Source organism: Megasphaera sp. An286, assembly GCF_002163455.1.
GTDB lineage: Bacteria > Bacillota > Negativicutes > Veillonellales > Megasphaeraceae > Megasphaera > Megasphaera stantonii.
The window spans coordinates 69,029-93,628 of record NZ_NFIY01000004.1 but is presented as its reverse complement, the minus strand read 5'-3'; the positions used below and the strand labels follow the sequence as shown (position 1 = coordinate 93,628).

General features: G+C 54.9%; 25 protein-coding genes. 1 reads left to right on the top strand and 24 read right to left on the bottom strand.

What is annotated here, in order from left to right:
• Positions 1-29: 29 nt before the first annotated feature.
• Genes gmk through B5F80_RS03315 form a run of 3 tightly spaced genes read right to left on the bottom strand, consistent with a single transcriptional unit; the run spans position 30 to position 1,826 of the window.
• Positions 30-644, bottom strand: coding sequence for a guanylate kinase (gene gmk / locus B5F80_RS03325; protein WP_087477397.1), 615 nt, complete (start codon positions 642-644; stop codon positions 30-32).
• 17 nt (positions 645-661) lie between these two features.
• Positions 662-940: a DUF370 domain-containing protein gene (locus tag B5F80_RS03320; protein WP_087477396.1), complete on the bottom strand. Its 279-nt coding sequence runs from the start codon at positions 938-940 to the stop codon at positions 662-664.
• A 10-nt stretch (positions 941-950) separates the two neighbouring features.
• Positions 951-1,826: a YicC/YloC family endoribonuclease gene (locus B5F80_RS03315; RefSeq protein WP_204246335.1), complete on the bottom strand. Its 876-nt coding sequence runs from the start codon at positions 1,824-1,826 to the stop codon at positions 951-953.
• A gap of 213 nt (positions 1,827-2,039) precedes the next feature.
• Here B5F80_RS03315 and B5F80_RS03310 point away from each other — a divergent pair, with 213 nt between their 5' ends.
• Entirely contained in the window at positions 2,040-3,755 is a 1,716-nt protein-coding gene (locus tag B5F80_RS03310) for an NFACT family protein (protein WP_087477394.1), read from the top strand.
• 152 nt (positions 3,756-3,907) lie between these two features.
• On the opposite strand, the gene B5F80_RS03305 is transcribed toward B5F80_RS03310, so the two are convergent.
• The 21 genes from B5F80_RS03305 to B5F80_RS03205 form a co-directional block, all read right to left on the bottom strand.
• Positions 3,908-4,537, bottom strand: a complete 630-nt coding sequence (locus B5F80_RS03305) for a class II aldolase/adducin family protein (protein ID WP_087477393.1) — start codon at positions 4,535-4,537, stop codon at positions 3,908-3,910.
• 61 nt (positions 4,538-4,598) lie between these two features.
• Entirely contained in the window at positions 4,599-6,203 is a 1,605-nt protein-coding gene (locus tag B5F80_RS03300; protein WP_087477392.1) for a DUF4153 domain-containing protein, read from the bottom strand.
• Between the two features lie 129 nt (positions 6,204-6,332).
• Positions 6,333-7,109: an adenosylmethionine decarboxylase gene (speD, locus tag B5F80_RS03295; RefSeq protein ID WP_087477391.1), complete on the bottom strand. Its 777-nt coding sequence runs from the start codon at positions 7,107-7,109 to the stop codon at positions 6,333-6,335.
• Between the two features lie 37 nt (positions 7,110-7,146).
• On the bottom strand, positions 7,147-7,638 hold the full coding sequence (locus B5F80_RS03290) for a metallophosphoesterase (RefSeq protein WP_087477390.1): 492 nt from the start codon (positions 7,636-7,638) through the stop codon (positions 7,147-7,149).
• On the bottom strand, positions 7,635-8,225 hold the full coding sequence (locus tag B5F80_RS03285; RefSeq protein ID WP_087477389.1) for an XTP/dITP diphosphatase: 591 nt from the start codon (positions 8,223-8,225) through the stop codon (positions 7,635-7,637). Before B5F80_RS03285 ends, B5F80_RS03290 begins: the two co-directional genes overlap by 4 nt.
• Positions 8,226-8,242: 17 nt before the next feature.
• A complete protein-coding gene (locus B5F80_RS03280; RefSeq protein ID WP_087477388.1) occupies positions 8,243-8,917 on the bottom strand; it encodes a coenzyme F420-0:L-glutamate ligase in 675 nt (224 codons plus the stop codon).
• 13 nt (positions 8,918-8,930) lie between these two features.
• Complete coding sequence (locus tag B5F80_RS03275; protein WP_087477387.1) at positions 8,931-9,473, bottom strand: hypothetical protein; 543 nt, start codon at positions 9,471-9,473, stop codon at positions 8,931-8,933.
• A 59-nt stretch (positions 9,474-9,532) separates the two neighbouring features.
• Positions 9,533-10,336: a glutamate racemase gene (gene murI / locus B5F80_RS03270; protein WP_087477386.1), complete on the bottom strand. Its 804-nt coding sequence runs from the start codon at positions 10,334-10,336 to the stop codon at positions 9,533-9,535.
• Between the two features lie 14 nt (positions 10,337-10,350).
• A complete protein-coding gene (locus B5F80_RS03265) occupies positions 10,351-10,776 on the bottom strand; it encodes a thioesterase family protein (protein WP_087477385.1) in 426 nt (141 codons plus the stop codon).
• Between the two features lie 133 nt (positions 10,777-10,909).
• The gene (locus B5F80_RS03260) at positions 10,910-11,248 is read right to left on the bottom strand and encodes a DUF1232 domain-containing protein (protein ID WP_087477384.1); all 339 of its coding nucleotides are present in this window, start codon (positions 11,246-11,248) and stop codon (positions 10,910-10,912) included.
• 15 nt (positions 11,249-11,263) lie between these two features.
• Complete coding sequence (locus B5F80_RS03255) at positions 11,264-12,184, bottom strand: hypothetical protein (protein ID WP_087477383.1); 921 nt, start codon at positions 12,182-12,184, stop codon at positions 11,264-11,266.
• A gap of 53 nt (positions 12,185-12,237) precedes the next feature.
• Positions 12,238-12,987, bottom strand: a complete 750-nt coding sequence (locus B5F80_RS03250) for an SDR family oxidoreductase (protein WP_087477449.1) — start codon at positions 12,985-12,987, stop codon at positions 12,238-12,240.
• A 19-nt stretch (positions 12,988-13,006) separates the two neighbouring features.
• A complete protein-coding gene (locus tag B5F80_RS03245) occupies positions 13,007-13,792 on the bottom strand; it encodes a TSUP family transporter (protein ID WP_087477382.1) in 786 nt (261 codons plus the stop codon).
• 12 nt (positions 13,793-13,804) lie between these two features.
• Complete coding sequence (locus tag B5F80_RS03240; protein WP_087477381.1) at positions 13,805-15,181, bottom strand: divergent polysaccharide deacetylase family protein; 1,377 nt, start codon at positions 15,179-15,181, stop codon at positions 13,805-13,807.
• Between the two features lie 69 nt (positions 15,182-15,250).
• On the bottom strand, positions 15,251-16,411 hold the full coding sequence (locus B5F80_RS03235; RefSeq protein WP_087477380.1) for a glycosyltransferase: 1,161 nt from the start codon (positions 16,409-16,411) through the stop codon (positions 15,251-15,253).
• A 110-nt stretch (positions 16,412-16,521) separates the two neighbouring features.
• Entirely contained in the window at positions 16,522-16,800 is a 279-nt protein-coding gene (locus B5F80_RS03230) for an HU family DNA-binding protein (protein ID WP_087477379.1), read from the bottom strand.
• 44 nt (positions 16,801-16,844) lie between these two features.
• Complete coding sequence (mazG, locus tag B5F80_RS03225) at positions 16,845-17,852, bottom strand: nucleoside triphosphate pyrophosphohydrolase (RefSeq protein WP_087477378.1); 1,008 nt, start codon at positions 17,850-17,852, stop codon at positions 16,845-16,847.
• Between the two features lie 30 nt (positions 17,853-17,882).
• Positions 17,883-19,466 carry a polysaccharide biosynthesis protein gene (locus B5F80_RS03220; protein ID WP_087477377.1) on the bottom strand — a complete coding sequence of 528 codons (1,584 nt, stop codon included), beginning with the start codon at positions 19,464-19,466 and terminating at the stop codon, positions 17,883-17,885.
• Positions 19,459-22,749 (bottom strand): transcription-repair coupling factor, encoded by a 3,291-nt coding sequence (gene mfd, locus B5F80_RS03215; RefSeq protein WP_087477376.1) that lies wholly within the window; start codon positions 22,747-22,749, stop codon positions 19,459-19,461. The genes B5F80_RS03220 and mfd overlap by 8 nt, the downstream gene beginning before the upstream one ends.
• A gap of 138 nt (positions 22,750-22,887) precedes the next feature.
• The gene (locus B5F80_RS03210) at positions 22,888-23,634 is read right to left on the bottom strand and encodes an N-acetylmuramoyl-L-alanine amidase (protein ID WP_239386293.1); all 747 of its coding nucleotides are present in this window, start codon (positions 23,632-23,634) and stop codon (positions 22,888-22,890) included.
• Positions 23,631-24,539, bottom strand: coding sequence for a PHP domain-containing protein (locus tag B5F80_RS03205; protein WP_087477374.1), 909 nt, complete (start codon positions 24,537-24,539; stop codon positions 23,631-23,633). Before B5F80_RS03205 ends, B5F80_RS03210 begins: the two co-directional genes overlap by 4 nt.
• Positions 24,540-24,600 lie beyond the last annotated feature (61 nt).

Genomic DNA, 24,600 nt, shown 5'->3' with positions numbered 1-24,600 from the left:
CATCTCTCCTCTTTACTGCATACAAATTTCTATTGATACGCCTGCTTGGTCTCTTCGATACAGTTGGCGTTGCGCATAACTCTGCACTCCTCGGCTTTCAGCACGGCGGCGGCCTTCTGAATCGCTTCGCCCAGATCGTCGTTGACGATGACATAGTCGTATTTATCAATCCATTCCAGCTCGTTCCGGGCCTTCGCCAGCCGCGCGGCGATGACTTCATCCGAGTCGGTATGGCGTCCCCGGAGCCGCTCTTCCAGGACGGCTTTGCTCGGCGGCACGATGTAGATAAAGACACCTTGGGGATACTTTTCCTTTACCTGCATAGCTCCCTGAATGTCGATTTCCAGCATGACGTGGTTGCCTTGGCGGAGCATCTGGTATACGTATTCCTTCGGCGTGCCGTAATAATGGTCGTATACCTTGGCGTGTTCCAGAAACGCGTCTTCCTTCAGCAGCTCTTCAAAACGGCCGTTGTCGGTAAAATAATAATTGACGCCGTCTTCTTCGCCCGGACGCGGCTGGCGCGTCGTCATGGAAATAGAATAGTGGATATTGGGGAAATGCTCCCGCAGTGCGTCGCATATCGTCCCCTTGCCGGCGCCGGACGGGCCGGAGACGACGATAAGCAGACCTGAATCGATCATGGTCGCTCCATCCTCTCTTATAAATCTTCTTCTGGTTCTTCCTGGTCTTCCCCGTCGACCTGCAAAATACGGTGGGAAATAGTTTCCGCCTGCAGGGCCGATAAGATGATCTGCCCGTTGTCCATGATGAGGACTGAGCGGGTCTTGCGGCCGAAGGTCGCGTCGATGAGCGTATTGCGCTCCCGCGCTTCCTGCACCATGCGCTTGATCGGCGCCGATTCGGGGCTGATAATGGCCACGACTTTACAGCCCATTACCATGTTGCCGAACCCTATATTCAATAAGTTGAAATTCATAGCCTCACCATCATTCGATATTCTGCACCTGTTCGCGAATTTTTTCAATTTCGTTTTTCAACTGCAGGACATATTCCGTCACGTCGGTGTCGTTGGCCTTCGAGCCAATCGTATTGACTTCCCTGTTCATTTCCTGAATGAGGAAATCGAGCTTGCGGCCTACGTCGCCGTCCTGCTCCAGAAAACCCTTTAATTGTACCACATGGCTGCGGAAGCGTACAACTTCTTCCGTAAAATCCACCTTGTCGGCGTATGTGGCTACTTCCTGCAGAAGCCGGTCCTGGTCGGGGACCTGACGGGCCGCGTCGAACAGGGCCAGTATTTTTTTCTCCAGCCGTTCCTTATAGCGGGCGACGACGTCTTCTTTCTTCGCTTCAATGGCGTCGATCATAGCCGCCATCCTGTCGGTCCGCGCCAGCAAGTCGCGGCGGATATTGGCACCTTCCTTATCACGCATAACCACCATGCCGTCTAAAGCGCCCTGCAGAGCCTGGGCGAAGACGGGCCATACCTCTTCGGCGTCGACTGCCGGCGGTTCCTGGACGAACCAATCTTTAGTCAAGCCCATGATCAGCGGCAGCGTCGTCTTTTCTCCGCCGAACAGCGACTGGTTCACGTCGTCCAGCGCCGCCTTGCAGGCTGCCAGAGCCGCGTAGTCGATGCGGATCTGAGGCGCCGCCGGCGTTAGTTCGCCAACGGTGACGTATACGTCGACCTTGCCGCGGTGCAGCGTCTCTTTTATACTCTTCCGCAATTTATCTTCCAGCGCCAGATAGGCGTGGGGCATGCGGATGTTTAACTCTAAAAATCGTTGGTTGACAGCACGCATTTCGATGGTCACGCTGACGTGCTCATCGCTGTACGTACCTCGGCCGAAGCCGGTCATGCTGCGCACTATGATGACCTCCTCTACAGCATCGTTCTATCTAATGTATTAGTATAACGTAAATCCGGCCGCAGGTCTATATGCTTTTGCGCAAAAGGCCGACTTTTCCCCTCAAAAATCCGCGTCCAGCCGCAGGCCTATCTACTCACGGCTCCGTATTTATGGTATGATGTCAGAATAGAGTAATTTTGTGAAAGAATAGGAGTTGTCATTATGAATCTCGATGGCATTACGCTTCATTGCATTACCAATGAATTAAAAGATATATTAAAAGGCGGTCAGATTTCCAAAATATACCAGCTGGACAACCGCTCTCTTTACTTCCGCGTGTTCAACGACACGGGCGTCCACCACCTCATCATGACCTTGGACGATTCGCCGCGGCTGTACGTCGCGCGGCAGATGCCGCCGACGCCGGACGTACCGACAGGCTTGTGCATGTTTCTGCGCAAATATTATGAAAACGGCCGCATCGCCTCGATCAGCCAGCTCCACATGGACCGGCTCATCGAAATTGCCGTCGACGTCCTAGACACGTCGGGCCAGCTGGCGACGCGGAAGATCCATGTCGAGCTCATGGGCAAATACAGCAACGTCATCTTCACTGAAGACGGCGTCATCATCGAAGCCCTCATCAAGACCCGCAAGGATAAGCAGGCCCTGCGCACTATCTTCCCCAAGGAGCCTTATGATTTCCCACCCAACTTCATGCGCATGAACCCCTTCGACTTTTCCGCTGAAGAATTAGCCGCCATGATGGAAACGGGCACGGACGAACCATTGGGAAAGTGGATGCTCAAGCGGTTCAACGGCATGAGCACCGTCGTCCTCGACGAATTAGCCGTCCGAAGCGGCCTCGATAAAAACGCCCTCGTCCAGGATCTGTCGCCGGCCGACAAATTCTCCTGGTGCCGCTGTATCGAACGCCTAGGCCAAGAGCTTGACGGCGTATCGGGGGCTTTCGTCTATACGGTCAAGGGAAAGGAAATCATCTTCCCCCTGGAGCTGCAAAGCCTGTCTGCCTATCCGCGCCGCCGCTTCTCGTCCATCGAAGAATACCTCGACGACTATCAGGCCGCCAGCAAGGGCAGCCTCAACGGCGAGCAGGAAGACATGCAGAAGCGCGTCGCCAAGCTCATTGAAAAGCAAAAGAAAAAGATCAAGCGCATTTCGTCCGAATTGAAAGAAACGGATAAAATGGATACCTACAAACTTTACGGCGACTTGCTCATGATTTACGCCTACGAAAAGCACGACCATGAAAAAAGCGTCACCGTCGCCAATCTCCTGTCGGAGCAGCAGGAACCAATTACCATTCCCCTCGACCCGGCCTATTCCATGACGGACAATGCCAACCGTTATTACAAGCGTTACACGAAGATGCGCAACCGCAAGCAGAAATCGGCCGAGCTCATCGCAGAAAACGAGCAGCATCTCCAGTACCTCTACTCGCTGGAATACGCCCTGGACAACATCGGCAGCAAGGCGGAAATTGTCGATATCAAGGCCGAAATGCGGCAAATGGGGCTTATTTCCTCTACATCCAAAGATAAGATGAAGCGGGAATTTTCCCAGCAAATCCTGACAGCCGACGCCGGCGGCATCCCCATCTGGGTAGGCCGCAACAACAGGCAGAACGATTTCCTGACCCAGAAGAAAGCCCATCCCTACGACCTGTGGTTCCACATCAAAAATCAGCCCGGCTCTCACGTCATATTAGCCTGCCACAATGTGACGCCGACAGACGAGCAAATCGAAATGGCCGCCCAGATGGCCGCCTATTACAGTAAGGCCCGCGGCACGTCGAAGGCCGAAGTAGACTGCGCCCTCGTGCGCAACGTCAAGAAGCCGGCCCACGCCGCACCGGGCTTCGTCGTATTTGAAAACCAGACGACCTACGTCGTAGAGCCGAAGGATTGGAGCAAGTAACTGAAACACCTCCCCTGCTGTGAATCCGCTGATGAAAGAGGCATTTTATTAAAAAATCTAAAAAATAACTGGGCACATAAAAACAGCAAAAAGCTGTTCAGCCGATGATAGGTTGAACAGCTTTTTGTATTGTATAAGTTAATCTGAATTGACTAGCGCAGGAAAAACGATGCCAGCTCCTGGCTACGGCTGATATCCTGCAAAGCCCGGGAATTGACGGCGAAGGCCAGCGACGCCCGGTAGACTTTGGCAACGGCCTCCAGCGTTTCCATGCGGTACAGGGCTTCCTTCAGGTCTTTACCCAGAGCTGTCGCGCCGTGGCGTTCCATGAGAAATACGTTGACCTTCTTGGCGTATTCGGCGCAGGCCTTGGCCAATTCGGCGCTGCCCGGCGCAGCGTACGGCACGGTCGGCACGGATTTCCCCAAGACGATAGCGCCTTCGGTTACAATGGTGCTGGGAAAGGCCAGCCCGGCGACGGTTACGGCGGTAGCGACGATGGGATGAGCATGGATAATGGCGTTGACATCGGGACGAGCCTTATAGATTTCTAAATGAAGAGGCGTTTCCGACGACGGCTTGCCTTCTCCTTTTATCACCTTGCCGTTTATATCCATGACCAGAAGCTGAGACGGCTTCAATTCGCCCTTCGGAAGGCCCGACGGCGTGATGACGATCGTTCCATTGGGATTGCGGAAGCTGATATTGCCATCGCAGGCGGCGACGAGGCCGGCTTCCTTCATTTTTTCACCGATTTTGCACAATTTTTTCTTCGTATCCATATATAACACTCCTTCATGTCCATCTATGTATACTATACCATGACTACGGCCTGAGGCAACTTTATTTTTCCAACAAGATGGCCGATATGGAAATGCTCTGAACGACATCGTCGGCCAAATCGACATTCATCGTGCGTATAAAGAGATAATGGCCATCGTCGGGAAGGAGATACAAATTCGCTACATTTCGGTTGGCCACCTGACCGGCGCCTTCGTACTGCCGGCACAGCTGTTCGGCATAGGGCAGCAGGGAAATCGCTACGTCTCCCCTCTGCGTTTGAACCGTGAGCATGCCGTCTTTACCGGCCGTCCTTTCCACGACGTACATCGTCGCGTATCCGGATACTGGCGCGGCTGTACTGTCATTGATGAAATACCGCGACCGGTAATGGGGGCCGGCATAGCGGAGAGACTCCATGACTGGAGACTGCAGAACGGCTTCGACAGCTGGGTCCCTCTGGCCCGTATAGCTCTTCACGTAGCAGTACGTGCTGTATAGTTCTTCTTTGTCTTCGTGAGATAAATCCGCGGCATCTGAGACCACGCCGTTTTGAAGCATTCCCTTTTCTTCCATCATCGCCAATAGCCGCTTTTCCTGACTGCGGTACGGCGTATCCAGCACATTTAGGGGCGTTACGGAAATGATGAGCGTCATACCAGCGGCCAACAGAAACAGCCAGGTTCCGGACAGACGGCGCAGGGCCGCCGGAATCACGGCAATACCAAAGGCTGTGCAGGCCATGGACAAATAGCGCAGCTCTGTCAATCCATAGGCTTCATGACGAATATACACGCCCCAAAGCTGTACGGCTACGACAGGAAGGAGGAGCAAACCGCCCCATCGGCGGTAACGCAGCAGCCAGGTATGCTTGTCATAGCCGCTGCAGGTCAAATAACAAAAGGCGTATACCAGCAGCGCAATGGAAGCAAACCAGTTCATTTTCCCTACAGGCATTTCTCCCTTAAAGAAAATCATGGCGATGTATATGTACAGAATCGCCAACAATACGCCGTAGACCGGCACGACGACGTAGGCCATGACAGTTCCAAAGGGCTTGGACGGCACAGCCGGACATCCCGGCCTGGGAACAGACGACAGGAATACGTTCCATCCGACGACCAAAAACGACGCATAGAAAATCAATGCATACAAGGTGGAAAACGAAAGGGACAGCTGAAGCAGCGTCTGCAAAGCCAGGGCGCAAATAGACAGGGATATGTCAGCGACGACGGCGACACCGACGGCCTGCAGGGCGCCGCAGAATATGCGGTTAAAGGCGCTTTCACCGGCATAATACGTCAGCCAGGCCCAAATACCGGCTGTCAAGGCCAGAAATATACCGGAGCCATATAAGATGATATAGGTCATGTCCTGTACGGCCATCCACGTACCGTACGAGCCAGCCCATACGACAAGGGACGCGCCTTGCCACAGCCAGGCCTTCGTCCCTGTGATCCGGCGCGCTTCCAATACCAGCTGCCACCAGACAGAAAACATAGCAGCAATACACAAAGATATGGCTCCATAGACAGGCCATTTCTCGTCCGACGGCCAGCAAGTCAGATAGGCCAAATCGGCAAACAATAAGATGGAAATGAGGAACGGCACCGTAAAGCGGCGGATACTGTCGACGCTTCGCCGGCGGAGTTGCAGTACTATATTCACAGGAAGCCAGCTCCTTTCTGTTTACATGATGTTACAGGTATTATACCACGAGTATCAAGATTATAAAAGAAAAACTGCCTGCCGTCTTAATTTAAGACAACAGGCAGTTTTGTTCATAGAGATAAAAAATTAACGCATCGTCGGCATATTGTGGCCGTTGAATATTTCCAGCATTTCCTGATATACGAGCTTGCGGATTTGATTGCGCTGCCGTTCCGTCAGCTGGTCGGCAGTCATGTTGAACAGGTAGTTGTTCAAGTCAAAATCCTTCAGCATCATTTTCGTATGGAAAATATTTTCCTGATATACGTTGACGTCTATCATATTATAACGGCTGCGCGTACTTTGGGAAATGTAGTTTTGGATGGAATTAATGCGGTGATCGATGAACAGCTTCTTGCCGCTCACGTCGCGGGTAAAGCCGCGGACATGGTAGTCGAGGGTTACGATGTCGGAGTCGAAATTGTCAATCAGGTAATTCAGCGCGTTGAGAGGAGAAATACGGCCGCACGTCGATACGTCAATATCGGCGCGGAAGGTCATAATCCCCTTCTGGGGATGGCTTTCCGGATACGTATGAACTGTCAGATGGCTCTTATCCAGATGACAAACTACGTCGGCGTCGGCCGGTTCGACAGGCTCTTCCGAAATGAGGATGGTCACGCTGGCCCCCTGGGGATCGTAATCCTGGCTGGCAATATTCAAAATATTTGCGCCGATAATAGACGAGACATTTTTTAAAATATTCGTCAGCCGTTCTGCGTTATATTGTTCATCAATATATTCGATATACTGGCGGCGCGACTCTTCGCTGAGGGCATAACAAATGTCGTATATGTTGAAGCTCAGCGTTTTGGTCAGATTATTGAAGCCATACAATTTTAATTTATTCGTTTTCGTTGCCATTTCATCATACCTTTTCAATAAAATTTCCAAATAAAAGTTACTTTGTCAGTTCATAAAACTGTATATCCGTCAGCACGCCGTCGGCTATGGCGCACACGGCATACGTGCCCACCCTGCCGTCGCGGGGCAGGGAAACGCTGCCGGGATTGACGATGGTCATATCGTCGTCACGCTGGCAAAAGCGGCGGTGCGTATGTCCAAACAGGACGAGCCGGGCCTCGTGTTCTCTTCCGAGCTGCCGAAGCTTAGCCAGCCGCGCTTCGCCGTACCACTGGTGCCCGTGAACGGCGATAATATTCACGCCGCCGATGGTCACCTTGCGGCACGCCGGCGCGTCGCTCATAAAATCGTTGTTGCCCCTGACGGAATATACGGGCACGCCTGTATATATGGCTAAATCGTCGCCGTCGTCGCTGTAATCGCCGCAGTGTATCCACGCCGCTACGTCCGGCGCCTGCGATACCATGCGTTCCAGCGGACGAAAGCGGCCGTGGCTGTCGCTGACGACACCTATGAGGACGGGCTTCATGACAGGGCCTCGACGAGCAGCTCCAGAGCTTTGCCCCGATGGCTGATTTCATTTTTCTCTTCCATCGTCATCTCGGCCATGGTCTTGCCCTTTTCCGGCACGTAAAACAACGGATCGTAGCCGAAGCCGTTCGTACCAGCATAAAAATCGCGCAGCACGCCGCTGCAGCGGCCTTCCCTGACGATTTCCCGTCCGTCGGGAAACAGCAGGGCCAGCACGCAGGCGTAATGAACCGTCCGCTTTTCCGGCGGGAAAGCCGACAATTCGTCGATCAGCTTTTGGTTGTTCTTTTCATCGTCACATTCCGGGCCGGCATAGCGGGCCGAATAGACGCCGGGGCGTCCGCCTAAGGCGTCAGCGATGATGCCGGAATCATCGGCCAGACAGGGAAGCCCGGTGGCCTTCATATAATACGCCGCTTTCAGGCGGGCGTTTTCTTCAAAGGTCGTCCCCGTTTCTTCCGGCTCCGGCAGCTGAGGACACAAGTCGCGGACGGCTGTCGCCGTATATCCCAAGGGTTCCAATACGCTTTTGAATTCCCGTATTTTTCCGGCGTTATGCGTTGCCAGGACGATAGTCTGTTTCATAGTTCCGTCGTCACTCCTTAGTTTGCCGCCGCAGGTTCGGGCTTCTGATGAACGAACTTCGCATAATTCTTGATGACGACGATAGGGGTTTTCTGCGAAGCGTTTCCAAAGGGATTGTCGATAAGAATGCGGGCAATTTCGCTGGGATTGAGGCCCTTTGAATGGCCGAGGACGGCAGAGCGCTTCAAGTCGTTGACGTCGGCGACACAGGCACCGTAGCAGCCCAGGCGCTGCTTAATCTTTTCTGCTACCTTATCCGGTTCAGCCGGTCCGTAGACGATGCATTTGTCAAAAGGCGGCATCGTGCCTGTAACGTCGTCCGTCAGGGAAGCCTGGCGGCACAGCTGGTACCAAACGCCGTTTTTACCGATTAATTTGGCCAGGAAACCGATGATGAAGCAGAAGAGCATCTTCCATTCCCCTTCCAGCTCCATGGCGGCCTGCATGCCGTACAGGCTGGCCATGCTGCCTTCGCCGGGAACAAAGCGGCGCATGAGGCGGGCCTGCCACGACGGCGTCAGCTCTTCCGGGCGCGTATAGCGGCGCTGCGTAATCGCTACGACGCTTTCGGCCGTGCATACGATATCGTCGGGCCCGACAATATCCTTTGCATATTCTTCAATGGCATCGACAATGTCATCTTTATCCGTAAGGATTCTCGTCTTAATCGGTACAAGTTCTAATTCTGCCATTTTTATATACCTCCTAATGCAGTTCCAATGCGTGCTGTACTTCCGAAGCCTTCAGGGTAATGCGGGCTTTGTGGATGTACCATTCGCTTCTCGATACGACCTGATATACCAAATCGATGGGCATGTCGGGGAAAGTCTTCAAATCTTCGCGGATGTTGCCGCTCTTGCTGACGAGGGCGATGGTAACGCGCAGGCTGCTTCCCTTTCCAGGATAGTAAATGACAGATTCCCAGTAGTTGTCGTCCCGTTCGGCTTCTTTATTGGCCAGCTGCGAATGGACGACACACTTGTCGTACTGTTCCCGCGGCAGAAGCGTCCGGGGATAAAAGTCCATAATCGTGCCTAATTGACGGCCGGCGTTATGAAAGGGAACTTCCGTTTCAAAGACAGCCGTATCGGCGGTCATCTGCTTCAGCTCAAAGGGCTTGCGGCGGCGCGCCTCGATGACGAAGCGGGCGTCGCCCTGTCTCCAGGCAAATAAGCGGAACAGAAGATACAATACGGCGACGATGCCGATAACAGCAATGACGATGTTGATCAATACATACAATAACACGGCGCAAGACTCCTTTTCGACGCCTTATCTATCCGATAAGGCCGTAATTTTCTCCGCCCTCAGGCAAAGGATATTTCTTCAACTGTAAATTCGTTGGCCGGAATGAGATGCTCGGCCAGCTTGCCGCCGCGCCGGGCCTCGGCGGTAAAGCAAAGGCGCAGATATCCCGGCAGGCGGTCGTGATTGAGAAGGCCGCCCTTCTTTAACACTTCCAGCGTCTGCAAGGCCATTTCGTGAGCCGGGTCTACAAAGGCAATCGTATCGCCGCACAGCTCTTCGAATAAAGGCTGCACAAAGGGAAAATGCGTGCAGCCAAAAATGGCCGTATCAGCTCCGGACGCAATGACCGGGGCCGTATATCGACGAAGGGGCTCCATGATCTCCTCGCCGGACAGGACGCCCCGCTCGACGAGATTGGCCAAGGCCGGGCAGGCTTGTTCTACAATTTCGATGTCCGGATCGATGGCCGCAGCCATTTTTTTATGGCTGTGATTGGCAATCGTCAAATCCGTCGCGAAGACGGCGATTTTTTTCTTGGCGCTGATCTCCCGAGCCGTACGAATGCCGCGGCTCATGCCGATGAGGGGATACGGCACTTCCTGCCGCACCGTCTCGTAGGCGACGGCCGTGACGGTATTGCAGCCGATAGCGACGAGCTTGACCTCTTTTTCGCTCATAAAACGCAGTATATCTCTCGTATATGAAAATATTTCTTCCGGCGTACGCGAACCGTAGGGATTGCGCTTCGTATCGCCGACATAAATGATATTTTCATGAGGCAGCAGCATGCGCAGTTTATTTACGACAGTCAAACCGCCGACGCCGGAATCGAATACGCCGATAGGCTGTCTATTCCGCTCCACTTGTCATTCCTCCATTATTGGGCAGAAGCTTCCTCCCGCTCATACCATGCTTTCAATTTATTGTAGTGCCTGTCGTCCAGACGGGCCACTGTCCCCGTATCCTTATGAGTAAACACGTTCTGCGACGTGCCGACGGCCAGCAGGACGCCGTCTTCTTTGCGCACAATGCGGTATGAATACGTCATCTGGGCCCGCGACAGACGGGTCAGACGCGTTTCAATCACGATGGTATCGGCGTAGTTAATGGGGCTGACGTACTCGCAGGAGACGCTCTTTATGGGAAATAATATGCCTTCGTCCATCAGCTCGAACAAGTCTATGCCGGCCTGCCTTAAATACTCGCAGCGGCCGCATTCAAACCAGCGGATGTGGTTGGAGTGGTGGGCAATTCCCATCATATCGGTTTCATAAAACCGCACTTTTTCAGTAACAGTAACCATGCCAATTCATCCTCCTATATAGCACACTCACATCATTTTACGATGAGTGCGTATGTTTGTCAAAGGAATTTCGCCAATTCATGAGAAATAGACAATCCCAACACGGATGTCCGTATCGGAATTGTCTATGTCGTCACACGTTAGCAAAGGGAAACATGCGGCGTACCTTTTCCAGGTGCTCCGGCTTGACGTACGTTCCGGCCAAGCGCAGGGCCGCCGCTACGACGGCGGCGTCGTCGAGCCAGCCGATACCGATAAAGGCGTCGGACACCAAATCCAGAGGCAGTATGACGTACCCCAGGGCGCCCATCAGGGCCAGCTTGACGAACTTCGGCGTATCCTTATCCTGCATGCAGTAAAAAATCGTCATCAGCTTGGGCAGGAAATGAAGGCGCCGTCCCGTTCCCCGTATAAAGCGAATAAATTTTCCCGGCGTATAAAAACGGGCGAAAAAGCTCAGCAGTTTCCACATACGCATCGTCCTTTTTTAATCCAGCGGAATCTTGGCGTCTTCTACGGCGGCCTTGACCTGTTCTTCTACCGTAGTCTTCTTATCTTCTTCCGTTGTTTCGGCTGCAGCAGCTTGTTCCGCTATGTCGTCTGCAGATTCGTCCGCCGTTTCTGCTTCGACGGCCTTCGCCGCGTCTTCCGCCGCTTTTTCTTCGATAATTTCTTCTACTAAATCGTCCTTATGGCGGACATTGTGGTATAATTCCTGGCCCTTTTCCTTGACGTCCTGGAATTTTTCCGCAGCCGTGCCGCCCCACCGCTTGATGAAGTCGACGGTTTCGTCGCCGAGAGGAACGTTCTTCAAGGGATTTTCACGCAGGCGGTCGACCTGTTCGCGGGCTTTGTCCTTCCATTCGCCCATCATTTCGACGTACGGCGTCATGTCGCTGGGCATGCCGTCCTTCATCCAGCGCTGCGTTACGCGGCCCAGGCTGTACGTAATGCCTACGGCTACGGGAACCTGAATGACGCTGAACGGGATGAGCGTCGTGAGCAGGGTGCCGATCATGCGGCTGCCGACGGCGCCGAGGAAGGCGATGAGAGCCCGTTCGGTCAGCTTGACGTTGTAAATGCGGGCGATGCGGCTGACGAGATATACTTCGTTCGCCATGAGAGCTACCGTTCCCAGCAGCGGCGCGACGACAATCGCGCCGGCACGGGCTGCCGCCCAGCGGCACAGCGTCTCAACCTTGACGTCTACGTCGTCCGTAGACTGCTCGATGGTCTGGAGGACCTGCAGGGCCATTTCGCTTTCGCCGCCGGGAATTTCCTGGTCGGCCGCAGCGACGGGCTCAGCTTCCTGAGCCGGAGCCTGACTGGATTTCAAATCGGCCAATTCCTGTTTCAGCTTGGCAATTTCTTCCTGCAGCTGTTCTACTGTTTTCATTTCTTCTGACATATATACCACCTCATTTGCGCAAATTTGATGAGTTAATTTATTTTCCCATGTTTTTACCAGCTTGTCAAACCGCCGTCGACGGGAAGTGCCGCAGCGGTGATAAACGACGCATCGTCGCTGAGCAAAAAGGCGATAGCCTTCCCCACTTCCTGCGGCTTCGCCAGCCGGTACAAGGGGTACTGTTCTTTCATGGATTCTATCGTCCGGGACGGGTCGCCTTGCAGCTGCTTTTCCAAGAGCGGCGTTTCTACGTCGCCGGGACAAACGCAGTTAACCCGCACCTGATGGGGCGCCGCCTCCAGTGCCAGGGATTTCGAAAAAGCCACGACGGCCCCCTTCGTCGCGCCGTAAACCGAGCAGGCCACGTTTCCCTGCAGGCCGGCGTCGCTGCTTACGGTGACGATGCTGCCGCAGGTCTTTTTGAGATACGGCAGAGCATATCTGCACAAAGAAATCGTGCCGTACACGTTGACAGCAAACATCTTCCGCACCTGTTCATCGTCAGTATATTCCAGCAGGCATTCTTCATAATATCCTGCCGACGTAACGAGGCCGTCCAGCCGTCCAAACTGACGAACCGTTTCGCCGATCATGCGGCGGCAGTCCTCGTCATTGCCTACGTCGCCGCTCATATATACGGCACGGCTGCCGGCGTTCAAATAGTCCAGAGCCGCCTTGCCCCGCTCAGCGCTGCGGCCGCTGACCGCGACGGTCCAGCCTCTTTTCAGTAAAATTTCCGCTGCCGCCAGGCCGATGCCCGACGTGCCGCCGCTGATGAAGACCGTTTTCTGAGCAGATTCCATCATCGCATTTCCTCCTTCGCTATAGTAATCCGGCGTAATCCAAGGCCAGCTTAACAATTAACACGGTCGTCACGACGAGCATAATCGCCCGGACAAAGGCCGTACCGCGCCGTATCGCCAGACGGGAGCCGAAATATGCGCCGGCAAACAGGCAAACGGCCATCGCCGCGCCGTAAATATACAATATTTTTCCCCAGTATACGAGGAGGACGAAGCTGGTCAGATTGCTCATCAGGTTCAGCACCTTGGCGTTGCCGGCGGCGATGATGAAATCAAAGCCCAGGGAAACAAAGGCCACGATGAGAAAGGTTCCCGTGCCGGGACCGATGAAACCGTCGTAAAATCCGATAGCGCCGGCTGCGGCCATGGCTAAGGCCAGGTTCTTCTTCGTCTCGCCCTGATACGTATTGACCGCTCCCATAGAGCTTCCCCGGCTGAAAACAAAGAGAATCGTCGCCACCAGGGCCGCGATGATAATCGGCTGGAGCCATTGGGCCGACAGGTGAAGCATACAGGCGCAGCCCAGCACGGCTCCAACGAAGGTACAGGGCAGGGCTATCTTCATCAGGTGGACGTCTACCTTGCCGGCCCGCCAGAACTGCCAGGCGCTCATGACGGCGCCGAAGGTAGCGGAAAATTTATTCGTACCGATAGCCAGATGGGGCGGCATGCCCGTCGCCAGCAGCACCGGCAGGGAAATAAGGCCTCCGCCTCCGGCAATGGCGTCGACGAAGCCTGCCAAAAATCCGCCGCCCATGACGAATATCAGAATGTATATAGAAATCGTACTATCCCCTATATCCATAGTCTTCCCCCGCTACGACATCAAGTCCGTTACAAATACGATGTCGACGCCCTTGGCATGGAGCTCATCGACCATTTCGCTGAGAGCCTGCGCCGTATTCGGCCGGCAGTGGCCGATGACGACGGCGCTGCCGTTTCGTATCGCCATGTCTCCGCCCTGACGCAGCCGTTCTTTAATAGAAGCCACATCGGAATCATTGTCGATGAACAGGTTATTGCGGCCTGTCATGACGCCCATAGCCGAGGCAGTCTGCTCGCCTACGGAGGCGCTGTTCGTGCGGCTGTCGAGGAAGGCCAGCCCGCGCTGCCTCATAACGGACATGACGCTTTTCATGATGCGTTCGTCTGCCGTGGCCATTGATCCCTGGTGGTTGTTCATGCCGACGGCATAGGGCACCTGATCGAGGATTTCATTAGCCGTAGCCTGAATCTTGCTGTCGCTCATGTCGCCGCCGATAAATATTTCTTCCGACGACGTCGTGTTCAGAGGCTGCATGGGCATGTGCACAAATATCTTGCGTCCCGCGCTGTAGCCGCTGGCGGCGGCTTCGGCTGTATGAGCCTTATACGGCATGACGGCATATGTCAGCGGGACGGGAATGGAATTCATACGCGACAACGTATCGAGGTCGACGCCGCAGTCGTCAATAACGATGGCCAGCCGTCCCTGTACTTGTGCCGGATGGCTTTGCTTCGGCTCAGCCTGCTTCGGCTTCGATTCCGTTACGGCTTTCTTCGGTTCCGCCTGTTTATCTGTTTCTTCGTCAGGCGAAGACGATTCCGTGAATATATCCTTTATATTCTTGACTAAGCCGCCCTTTTCCTGTACCGGCAAAATGTACAGCTTGTCCGTCACCAGGTACAGTGGGTCGCCGTCGAGGATATCGAAGTAAGCGATATCGTATTCTACAGCGTCCTGCCCGTCGAGCTTCGTCTGTGTCACCCGGTATATAGACGCTTTGCCGCCGCTCTTTTGCAGGAATTTTTCCAGTTTTTCCCGGGAAAAGGGCTCTGACGGCGTTACGGCAGTGCTGCGCGTCGTCCAGTAAATCGTGCCGCCCGTCGCCTGCCGATCTTCGCTTCGCTCTTCGCGCTTCAGCTCCTGTATGTCGGCCCCTTGTTCCTTAAGCCAAGCGGCGACAGCGTCGCTTAATTCCTGAGAAGTATCTGTATATACGGCGTCTTTTCCGTCGTCGCGAACCGTTTCAATCTGCTCCATCTGCCGATCCGACGACGGCTCCCTGCCCGTGTCCCTGTCGCCGGCGAGCCAATACGCACCGATGCATAAGGCGATAAGACACAGCAGGACGATCCACGGCCGCGATGACGAGCGTTTGGGGCGGCGCGGCTGCCGGGTCTGGCGGGGCCGCCGTGTAGTAGTCTGTTTCACTTGCCATTCCTCCTATAAAAAGAGCCGGATGCTGCCTCCATAGCGAAGACTATGGGCCATCCGGCTTCGTTATATTGATTCGTGAGAATATTCGCTGCCGCAGACCGACAGGGATTCCTCATCGTCCGGAAATACAATCTGACGAATATGAGTCGCAATAATACGCGCTCCATCGCGGTGGCACGACACGCTGGCCTCTGACATAGCCTGCAGTTTTTCCGGGTGCCGCAGCAAATCTGCCGTAATGACGGCCAGATTTTCCTGACCCTTCGCCCAGCGGGCGCAGCCCTTCTCCTGCATGTACATGGCGTTCGCCTCTTCCTGTCCGGGAATAGGGCTGTACAGCACCATCGGCACCTGAACCGTCGCCGCTTCCGTACAGGTCAGCGCTCCCGGCTTCGTGACCAGAAGGGCCGCCTTCGCCATGAGTTCGGCAATACGGTTCGTATAGCCCAGCACCTTGACGGGATGGCGCAGTTCGCGGCGAAGCTGATAAATTTCATCGTATAAATCGGCGTTATATCCCGTAACGACAGTAAAGCTATCGACATCGTCCAGCTTGTCAAGGCGTACCAGAGACTGGCGGATAGACCCCATGCCCAATCCGCCGCCCATGATGAGGACGTTTTTGTTGCGCTGATGGTCTTCATCCCAGCGCCACGTGCCCTGCTTAAAGGCGCTGCGGACGGGAATTCCCGACACGGTAATCTTCCGGCCGTCGATGCCCTGCTCGGTCAGCAGCTTTTTCAGGGGAGACGCGGCAACAAAATACGCGTCGATCTGCGGGTATACCCACAGCTGATGAATGGCAAAATCCGTAATGATGCCGACGAGGGGAATCGTTAAGCGGCGCTGACGCTTGAGCAGAGCCGCCGCGCCGGCCGGAAACGGATGGGTGAAGACGAGAACGTCCGGCTTCTTGTCGGCTAAAACGCGCAGCATGCGGCGCTTCAGCCCCCAAGAAATGAGCGTCTTAACTGCCATGCCCTTCTTATAGCCCTGAGAAGAGTAGTACATCAAATCGTATAATAAAGGGAATAAGTCCAGGATTTTGATATACGTCTCCTTGACGATATTATCGATAGACAAGACGTCGTTAGAAAGAAAATCGACGTGCTCTACCTCCCAGTCGGCAGGAATCGTTTTCACATATTCTTCTATTGCGCGCGCTGCCTGCGTATGTCCTGTGCCGATCGACGCCGACATGATCAGGACTTTTTTCTTCGTCATACAAATCCCTTCTTTTGGGTAGAAGATACGATTACCTTACTATCTCTATGTTACGACAAAAATCAAGTAAAGAAAAGGGCCGTGTACTATGCGGCCCTCGTTTTACGACATTATTTATTGTTGACCAAGTCTTTTAACTGTTTGCCAGCTTTAAATGCCGGTGTCTTGGAAGCTTCGATCTGAATCGGTTCGTTGTTGCGCGGATTGCGGCCTTCACGGGCTTTGCGCTGGCGAACTTCAAAAGTGCCGAAACCGATAATCTGTACTTTATCGCCTTCGATCAAGCTTTCGCTGATGGCTTCAAATACAGCCTTTACCGCTTTTTCAGCATCTTTTTTCGTCAGATCAGATTTCTGTGCGACACTCGCAATTAATTCTGTTTTGTTCATTACAAGTCCTCCTTTATTTGGTTACATCTATCTTCACAGCCAACCTATTCCCCGTCGCCGCAGCCGCGCCGTTCCAAGTCCTTGGCTTCCTTCCAAAAGGAATCCAGTTCGTCTAAGGAAAACTCGTTCCACGAACGGCCCGATTCCTTAACGCGCTGCTCGACGTGAGAAAACCGGCGGCGAAACTTGCTGTTCGCTCGATGTAACGCGCATTCCGGCTCGATATGAAAATGCCGGCATACATTTGCAAAGACAAATAGCACGTCGCCCGCTTCTTCTTCCGCGTGGTCTCCGTCCTGCTCCTGCAGGGCCTCCTGAAACTCCTGCCATTCTTCGTCCAGCTTAGCCAGCACGTCTTCGTCCTTATCCCAGTCGAAGCCGACCTTGGCCGCTTTTTCCTGAAGCTTATAGGCCTGCAGCAGAGACGGAAGTCCTTTGACGACGCCGTCCAGCATCTGGTCATGATGCTGGCGCTTTTCGCCCTGCTTTAATCTATCCCAGTTTAACACACTCTCACCCTTGTTTTCAAGGCTTTTTTCGCTAAAAACGTGGGGATGGCGGCGAATCATCTTTTCCGTAATATCGCGGACGATATCCTGGGCGGAGAAAAGCCCTTCTTCTTCGCCGATGCGGGAGTGAATGACGACCTGATACAGCACGTCGCCCAGTTCTTCCCGCATTCCCGCGTCGTCGCCCTGGTCGATGGCGTCGAGCATTTCGTATACTTCTTCCAGTAGGAACCGGCGCAGCGTCCGATGGGTCTGGGCAATATCCCACGGGCAGCCATTCGGGCCGCGCAGCCTGGCCATGACGTCTACGATAGGCGCCATATCGAAGGGCATGTGCCCCTGCGCCGCTTCCTCCTTCAGCGCGTCATCGATCATCTGGCGGACTTTTTCGGCCATAGCCGGTCCGCCCGGCACGGTATGCACGACATCTCTCACATACGACGTCTTGACTAAATAGTCCACGACAGGCCGGTACGTTTCTTCAAACGAACGCTCCCAGCCAGCCGCATCCTTCCCTAACGGAATGATTTCAATAGTTCCCATGACGTATCCCCCTTTCAGGCTTTTTCCAAGTTATTTTTCCAGCCTGCCGAGCAGCGATGACACCTTCGCGCCTACGACAGGCACGCGGCGAAGATCGTCGGCGGCGACGGCACGGAATAAGAACAGACAGAGGAGGTATACGGCCCCGGCCGAGCTGATCGCGGCGAGCGTTGCCCCCGTATTGCCCAAAAACAGCAATAATCCGTGATATGCAAACCAGGCCGTCCCGGCCATAGCCGCAGCCGACAGGAACAAGCGGGCAACATATCCCCACTGCACGTGGTACGCAATGAGCCGATGGGCAAAATACAAATTTAAAATCGTCGCCACGGCTAAGTCAATATTCGTAGCCCAGGCCGCACCGACTTCCCCCAGCCAGGGAATCGCCGTCAAATGCCAGCTGAATAAGATTTTAAATACGGCGGCAACGGCCATGTTGAGCAAAGGAATGGCCGTATGCCCCATGCCTTGGAGCAGGCCGCTCGTAATCTGCTGCACGCCGATAAAAAAGACGGATATGGACAGCACGCAGATAGCCGGGCCGGCTTCAGGTGTCGCGTAGAGCATCTGCGAAATCGGCACGGCCAATACGGCCAGGCCGCAGCAGCTCGGCACCGTGATGATGTTGGCGATGCGCATAGCCGTATGGGCCCGCTTCAAGACCAGATCAGTCTGTCCCTTGGAATAGGCTGCCGAAACGGCCGGCACCAGGCTCGTCGCCAGGGAAATCGTCAATATCGTCGGCAGCTGGACAAGGCCGTTGGCCATGCCGGTGAGATAGCCAAACAGCGTCGTCGCCTCGTGTATCGTATATCCGGCCGCCTCCAGCCGCTGCGGCACGATAAACAGGTCGATGCTCGCTACGGCCGGCAGCAGCATGTTCGCCGCTGCGACGGGGACGGCCAGGACGGCAAGCCGCCGGATAACCGAAACGGCCCGGCAGGGCGCAAACTGCCCCTCGTCAGCCGGCAAGGGCGCGCGGCTGTGACGGTAATACAAGAAGGCTATGACAGCCAATCCGGCCGCCGCCCCCGGCACGGCGCCGAAGGTAGCGCCAGCCGCCGCGATTTCCAATCCGTACGGAAACAGCAGCCAGGCCAGGACAAGCATCGTGCACACGCGGACAAACTGATCGACCATCTGCGACACTGCCGTCGGCGTCATGAGCTGCAGCCCCTGGAAGTAGCCGCGGAAACAGCACGTTACGATGGAAATTGTCAGGGCCGGCGCGAGCACCAGCAGGGGCAGGTACGCCCGGTCATCGCGGACCAGTCCGTAGGCAATCAGGGCCTTCGCCCCAAAAGCCATGACGACGCCGCAGCCTAAGGCTGCCAAGGTCATGACGGCCAGGGTAATATGGAAAATACGCTTGGCGCCGCTGTAGTTCCCTTTAGCCGTCTGTTCGGCTACCATGATGGAGACGGCGATCGGTATGCCCGCGCCGGCAATGCTGAGAAATAAGATATACAAGGGATAGGCCATCTGATATAAGCCGATGCCTTCGCCTTCCAACAGCCGGGACAACAGGATGCGGTTCGCGCCGCCGAGTATCTTTACGACGATACCGGCGACGGTCAGAACCATAGCGCCTTGCAAAAAAGAAGTTTTACTCAAGGGGATTCCCCTTTCTCAGCTTCGAAAACGTAGTCAGCAGCTCGGAGAGCAGCGTCAGTATATCCGGCGTATTAGCCAGGGACACGCGCAGCATCAGCGGATTACCCGGCACGGGCCGCACGCGGCGGCGCAGGGATATATCCAGCTGGTTCGCTTTGGGAAGCAGGTTGGGATACTGCCATTTTAGTTCCAGCACGTCCCTCTTCTGCGAAATCAACACGATGTGCTGATCCTGGGCCTGCAAGCGCAGCTTCGTCGCCTGCAGCAGCGTCTGCACGGGCTTCGTCGGCTTGCCGTACCGGTCTTCCAGCTCTGCCGCCAGGGCGTTGAGTTCCTCTTCAGTCCGCAGCAGGGCCATGCGCTGGTACATTTCGATTTTCTGGCCGCCGTTGCTGATATACTCGTCGTCAATAAACGCGTCGACATGGATTTCCATGACCGTATCCTGCCGTTCCGGCTCGGCGGGCTTGCCGGACTGGGCCTTGGCAATAGCCTCTTCCAGCATATGGCAGTACATGGCGAACCCGACGCTGGCAATGTTGCCGTGCTGTTCCCGGCCCAGCAGGTTGCCGGCGCCGCGGATTTCCAAATCCCGCATGGCAATCTTAAAGCCTGATCCCAACTCTGTAAATTCTTTAATAGCCTGCAGCCGTTTTTCTGCCACTTCCGACAGCACCTTATCGCGGCGATACAGGAAATAGGCGTAAGCCATGCGATGGCTCCGGCCGACGCGGCCGCGCATCTGGTACAGCTGGGACAAGCCGAAATGGTCGGCATCGTACACGATAATCGTATTGGCGTTAGCCACGTCCAGCCCATTCTCTACCAGACTGGAGCACAGGAGCACGTCGTATCTTCCTTCGTAAAAATCAAACATGATCTGCTCCAGCAGCGTCCCTGCCATCTGGCCGTGGGCGATGCCGATGGTAATATCCGGCAGCAGGGCCTGCAGCTCGTCCTTCATCGTCTCGATGGATTCGACGCGGTTGTAGACGAAAAATACTTGTCCGCCCCGCCGCTTTTCACGCATGACTGCGTCGCGGACGATACGGGCGTTGTACTCCGTCACATAGGTCTGCACCGGCAGGCGGTCTGTCGGCGGCGTCTCGATAATGCACATTTCCCGCAGGTTGACCAAGGACATGTGCAGCGTCCGGGGAATCGGCGTCGCGCTCAAGGTCAGCACGTCGATATTGGCGGCCCAGGCCTTCCATTTTTCCTTCTGGGCCACGCCGAAACGCTGCTCTTCGTCGACGACGAGCAGGCCTAAGTCTTTAAATTTTACCTTTTTGTTCAGCAGGCTGTGCGTGCCGATGAGGACGTCGACGTCGCCGCGGAGCGTACGGGCCAAGATGTCCTTCTTTTCTTTATACGAGCGGAAACGGTTCAGTACGTCGCAGGCTACGCCGAAGGGGCCGAACCGTTCGCTGAAGGTCTGAAAGTGCTGCTGGGCTAATACGGTCGTCGGCACGAGGACGGCGACTTGCTTGCCCCCCATGACGGCCTTGAAAATGGCCCGCATGGCGACCTCGGTCTTGCCGAAGCCTACGTCGCCGCAGACGAGGCAATCCATGGGAAAGGGCTTTTCCATGCTCTTCTTGATCGTCTGGACAGCCCGCAGCTGGTCGTCCGTTTCTTCATAGGGAAAGGCGTCTTCAAACTCCTTCTGATAGGACGTATCGGCCGGAAAAGCATATCCCGGAACGATTTCCCGCTTAGCGTACAAAGCGACGAGCTTTTCCGCCAAATCAGTAATCGATTTCTGGGCCTTTTTCCGCACCTTCTGCCATTCGTTGCCGCCCATTCGGTGCAGCTTCGGAGTCGTCCCTTCATTTCCGATATAGCGCTGCAGCAGTTTCAGCTGATCTGTCGGCACGTACAGGATATCCTGGCCGGCATAATGGATTTCCAAATAGTCCTTATGCACGCCGTCCAGCTCGATGGTCTTAATGCCTTCGTACCGGCCGATGCCGTGGGACTCGTGGACGACGTAGTCGCCGGGCTTCAGGTCCGTAAATACGTTGATTTCCTGTCCCTTGGCCGCATGATGGCGGAGGCGGCGCTTTTGCATGCCGTATACGTCCCGCTCGGCCAAAACGACGAGCTTGGCGTAGGGAAGCTCGAAGCCGCTGCGGATTTCGCCGTCTGCTGTGTACACGGCCCCTTTCTGCAAGGGTTTGTCTGCGGCATACAACTGCGGCTCCACGTCCTGCTGACGGAGCCAAGCTGTCAAAGACGCCGTCCGCTCGCGGCTCCCCAATACGAAGAGAACCGTATTGCCGTTTTTCTGCCAGTGGCTCAGCTCATCCTTCAGCAGGGTAAACTGCTTTTGAAAGCTTGCCATCATCTTTGCGGCGAAGCTCGACGAAGAGTCAGCCGGCATGTCCGGCACGGATTGGGCCATAAGGGACAGCATGATTTGACTAGCCGCCCGTTCTGCCGTCACAGCCTTCTGCCAGGGACAGAGGCGGCCTTTATAATCGTCGGACTCCTTCAAAAGCTTTTTCAGGCTTTCCCGTATCCGGTTGGGCTCGTCCCAGATTATGACGCCGTCGCCGATGTAATCGAGAACCGTGCAGGCCCGTTCGTCCTGTTCTTCTTCCAGTGAAATCGGCAGCAGGCGGACCTGTTCCACCGCTTCCTTCGACTTTTGGCTGTTGACGTCGAAAAAGCGCAGGCTGTCTATGTCGTCGCCGAAAAACTCGACGCGCAGCGGGTCCTGCTGGTTGACCGCATATATATCAATAATATCGCCGCGAACGGAAAAATGACCGCGCCGCTCGACGAGATCGACTCGCTCGTACCCGCCGTCTACGAGACGCTGCAGGAGCATGTCCCGTTCGTACTCCGCGCCGGTCTTTATATCGACTGCGCCGTCGTCAATGCGCTGCGGCGGCAGTACATACTGAAAAGCTTCCTCCGCCGTCGCCAATACGACGCCGGGCCGGCCTTCGCGCAGAAAACCGAGAACGCGCATCTGCTGCGCCGACCGTTCGATGCTCTTCGCCGTCGTCGTAAAGACGGCTTTGTCGACAAAAGGAAAATCCAAAACCGCCATGTCGGGCAGCCAGAACTGCAAATCGGTCTGCCAGGCCGCGGCCTGTTCTTTTCCCGGCACGACGAGCAGCGCCGGCCCCTTTATGTCTGCCAGCGCGTTTCCCGTAAAGGCGCTTTTTGCCGAGCCGCCCAGCCCGTAAATGCTGTGCCGTCCAGGCTGATGAAACTGCTCCGCTGCCTTTTTAATATTTTCATCGTCATTCATCCATTGAAATACTTGATTCATTGCTTGACCTCATAGAAAATGGGGCTTTAGACAGTACGCTAAAGCCCTATTTAGTAATGTTTTACGTTGTCTTACTATATACACGGTTTGTATTATATCATATTTTCCTGCTAAACGCATAGGCATGACTTGCCGGGATTACCGGTCTTTCTTGAGAAGCTCCCATATATCGGCGTCTTCCAGCTCTTTTTCTGCCGTCTGCACCTTGACGTCGCGACGTATCTGCGGCAGCAGACGGTATAAGTTGTCGCCGGGGCAATCCGTCGCGTTCACGTCGCGATGGCCTTCGATCGTCGTAACGCCCGCCTCGATATCGTAGATGCGGCACAAAAAAACCAGAAGTTGCTCCAGCGAGGCAATCTGCTCAGGTGTCGGCCGTTCCGTATCGAAATTGCCCGTCACGTTGATGCCTACCGTATCGTAATTATGGCCCTGAGCATGAGCGCCTACGGTGACCAGCGGACGGCCTCGTTCAATCGTACCGTCCTTTCGGATTACGTAATGATAGCCAATGCCGGCCCAGCCTTTCGCCAAATGGGCCTTGTGAATGGCCTCTGCCGACGTGTCGCCGGACGGCACGCCTACATGATGGATGACGATCCCTTTCGTATCGGGCCGCACCAGAAGCGGTTCGGCAAAGGAAAAATTCGTTTCGACAACGGGAATGTCTTCAGCTGGGCTTCTGTCAGCAGCGGGATCATATCGGCGCATTTCTTCTTTTCTGTTAGCATGCGGCAGCTTTTCCTTGTCCGGAATGGCTTGTACTGCCTCTGTCTGTACAGCAGCTGCATCTGCCGGCTTCGCCTCAGCACCGGCGACAGTTAGAGCGCCCAGCCAGCAGATACAGCAAACCAGCGCGTGTATATAAAATTTCATCTGGCTCATAGGCATACGTCCCCGTCTCTGTCCTGAATGATGCGGCACAGCGCGTCGAACGTAGCCTGCGGCGCAGGATGACCGTATTGCCCCAAGCGAATATGCGGCTTAGCCCGCCCGTGATAATCGCTGCCAATCGTAACAAGCAAATCGTGCTCGTTAGCGATAGCTGCATAAAAAGCCGCCGTATCGTCGTCGTGATAGCTGCAGTACGCTTCGATGCCGTCTATGCCTTGAGCGATTAAGTCTTCCGTTATGTCCCGATTTTGCTTCATGTTCGCTCCCGGATGGGCCAGCACGGCAGCGCCGCCGTGTTCCTGTATGATGCAGACGGCTTGGGAGAACGGCATGAGAACCATGGGAACGAAGGCCGGCCCTCCCTGGCCGCAGAAATCCCAGCCGAAATTGACATACGGCGCATTGCTGCGAGCGCCGCCGGGCCGGTAGGGGGCCAGCAGGGGATTCCCGTCATTGCGCGGGTCTTCTAACGCCGTTTTAGCAATATTGACCGAAGCGACGACGCCGCTGGAAGCCATGTCCCATATGGCCTGCCGATTCAGATAGATGCCTAATCCTTCGACGGCATCGAGGACCTTTTCGGAAATAGCCAGTCGCTGGGCGTGCAGATCCTGTTCCAATTCGGCAAAGACCGGAGCCTGATAGCGAATGCCATATCCCAGCAAATGGAAATTCTTGCCCTTATGCTGACAGCTGATTTCGATTCCCGGAATAAAGGATAGCTGCAAGGCTGACGCCGCGGCTTTTGCCTCGTCCAGAGCGCCTACGGCGTCGTGATCCGTAACGGCTGCCGCCCGCAGACCGGCGCCAGCGCACTGCCGCATCAAATCAGCCGGCTCAAACTCCCCGTCCATGCTGTATTTCGTATGCATATGCAAATCAAGCCATGTTTCCACAATGTACCATCCTTCCAATCTCATATATCAATTTATATCCGAATACTAAAATGACACCGTA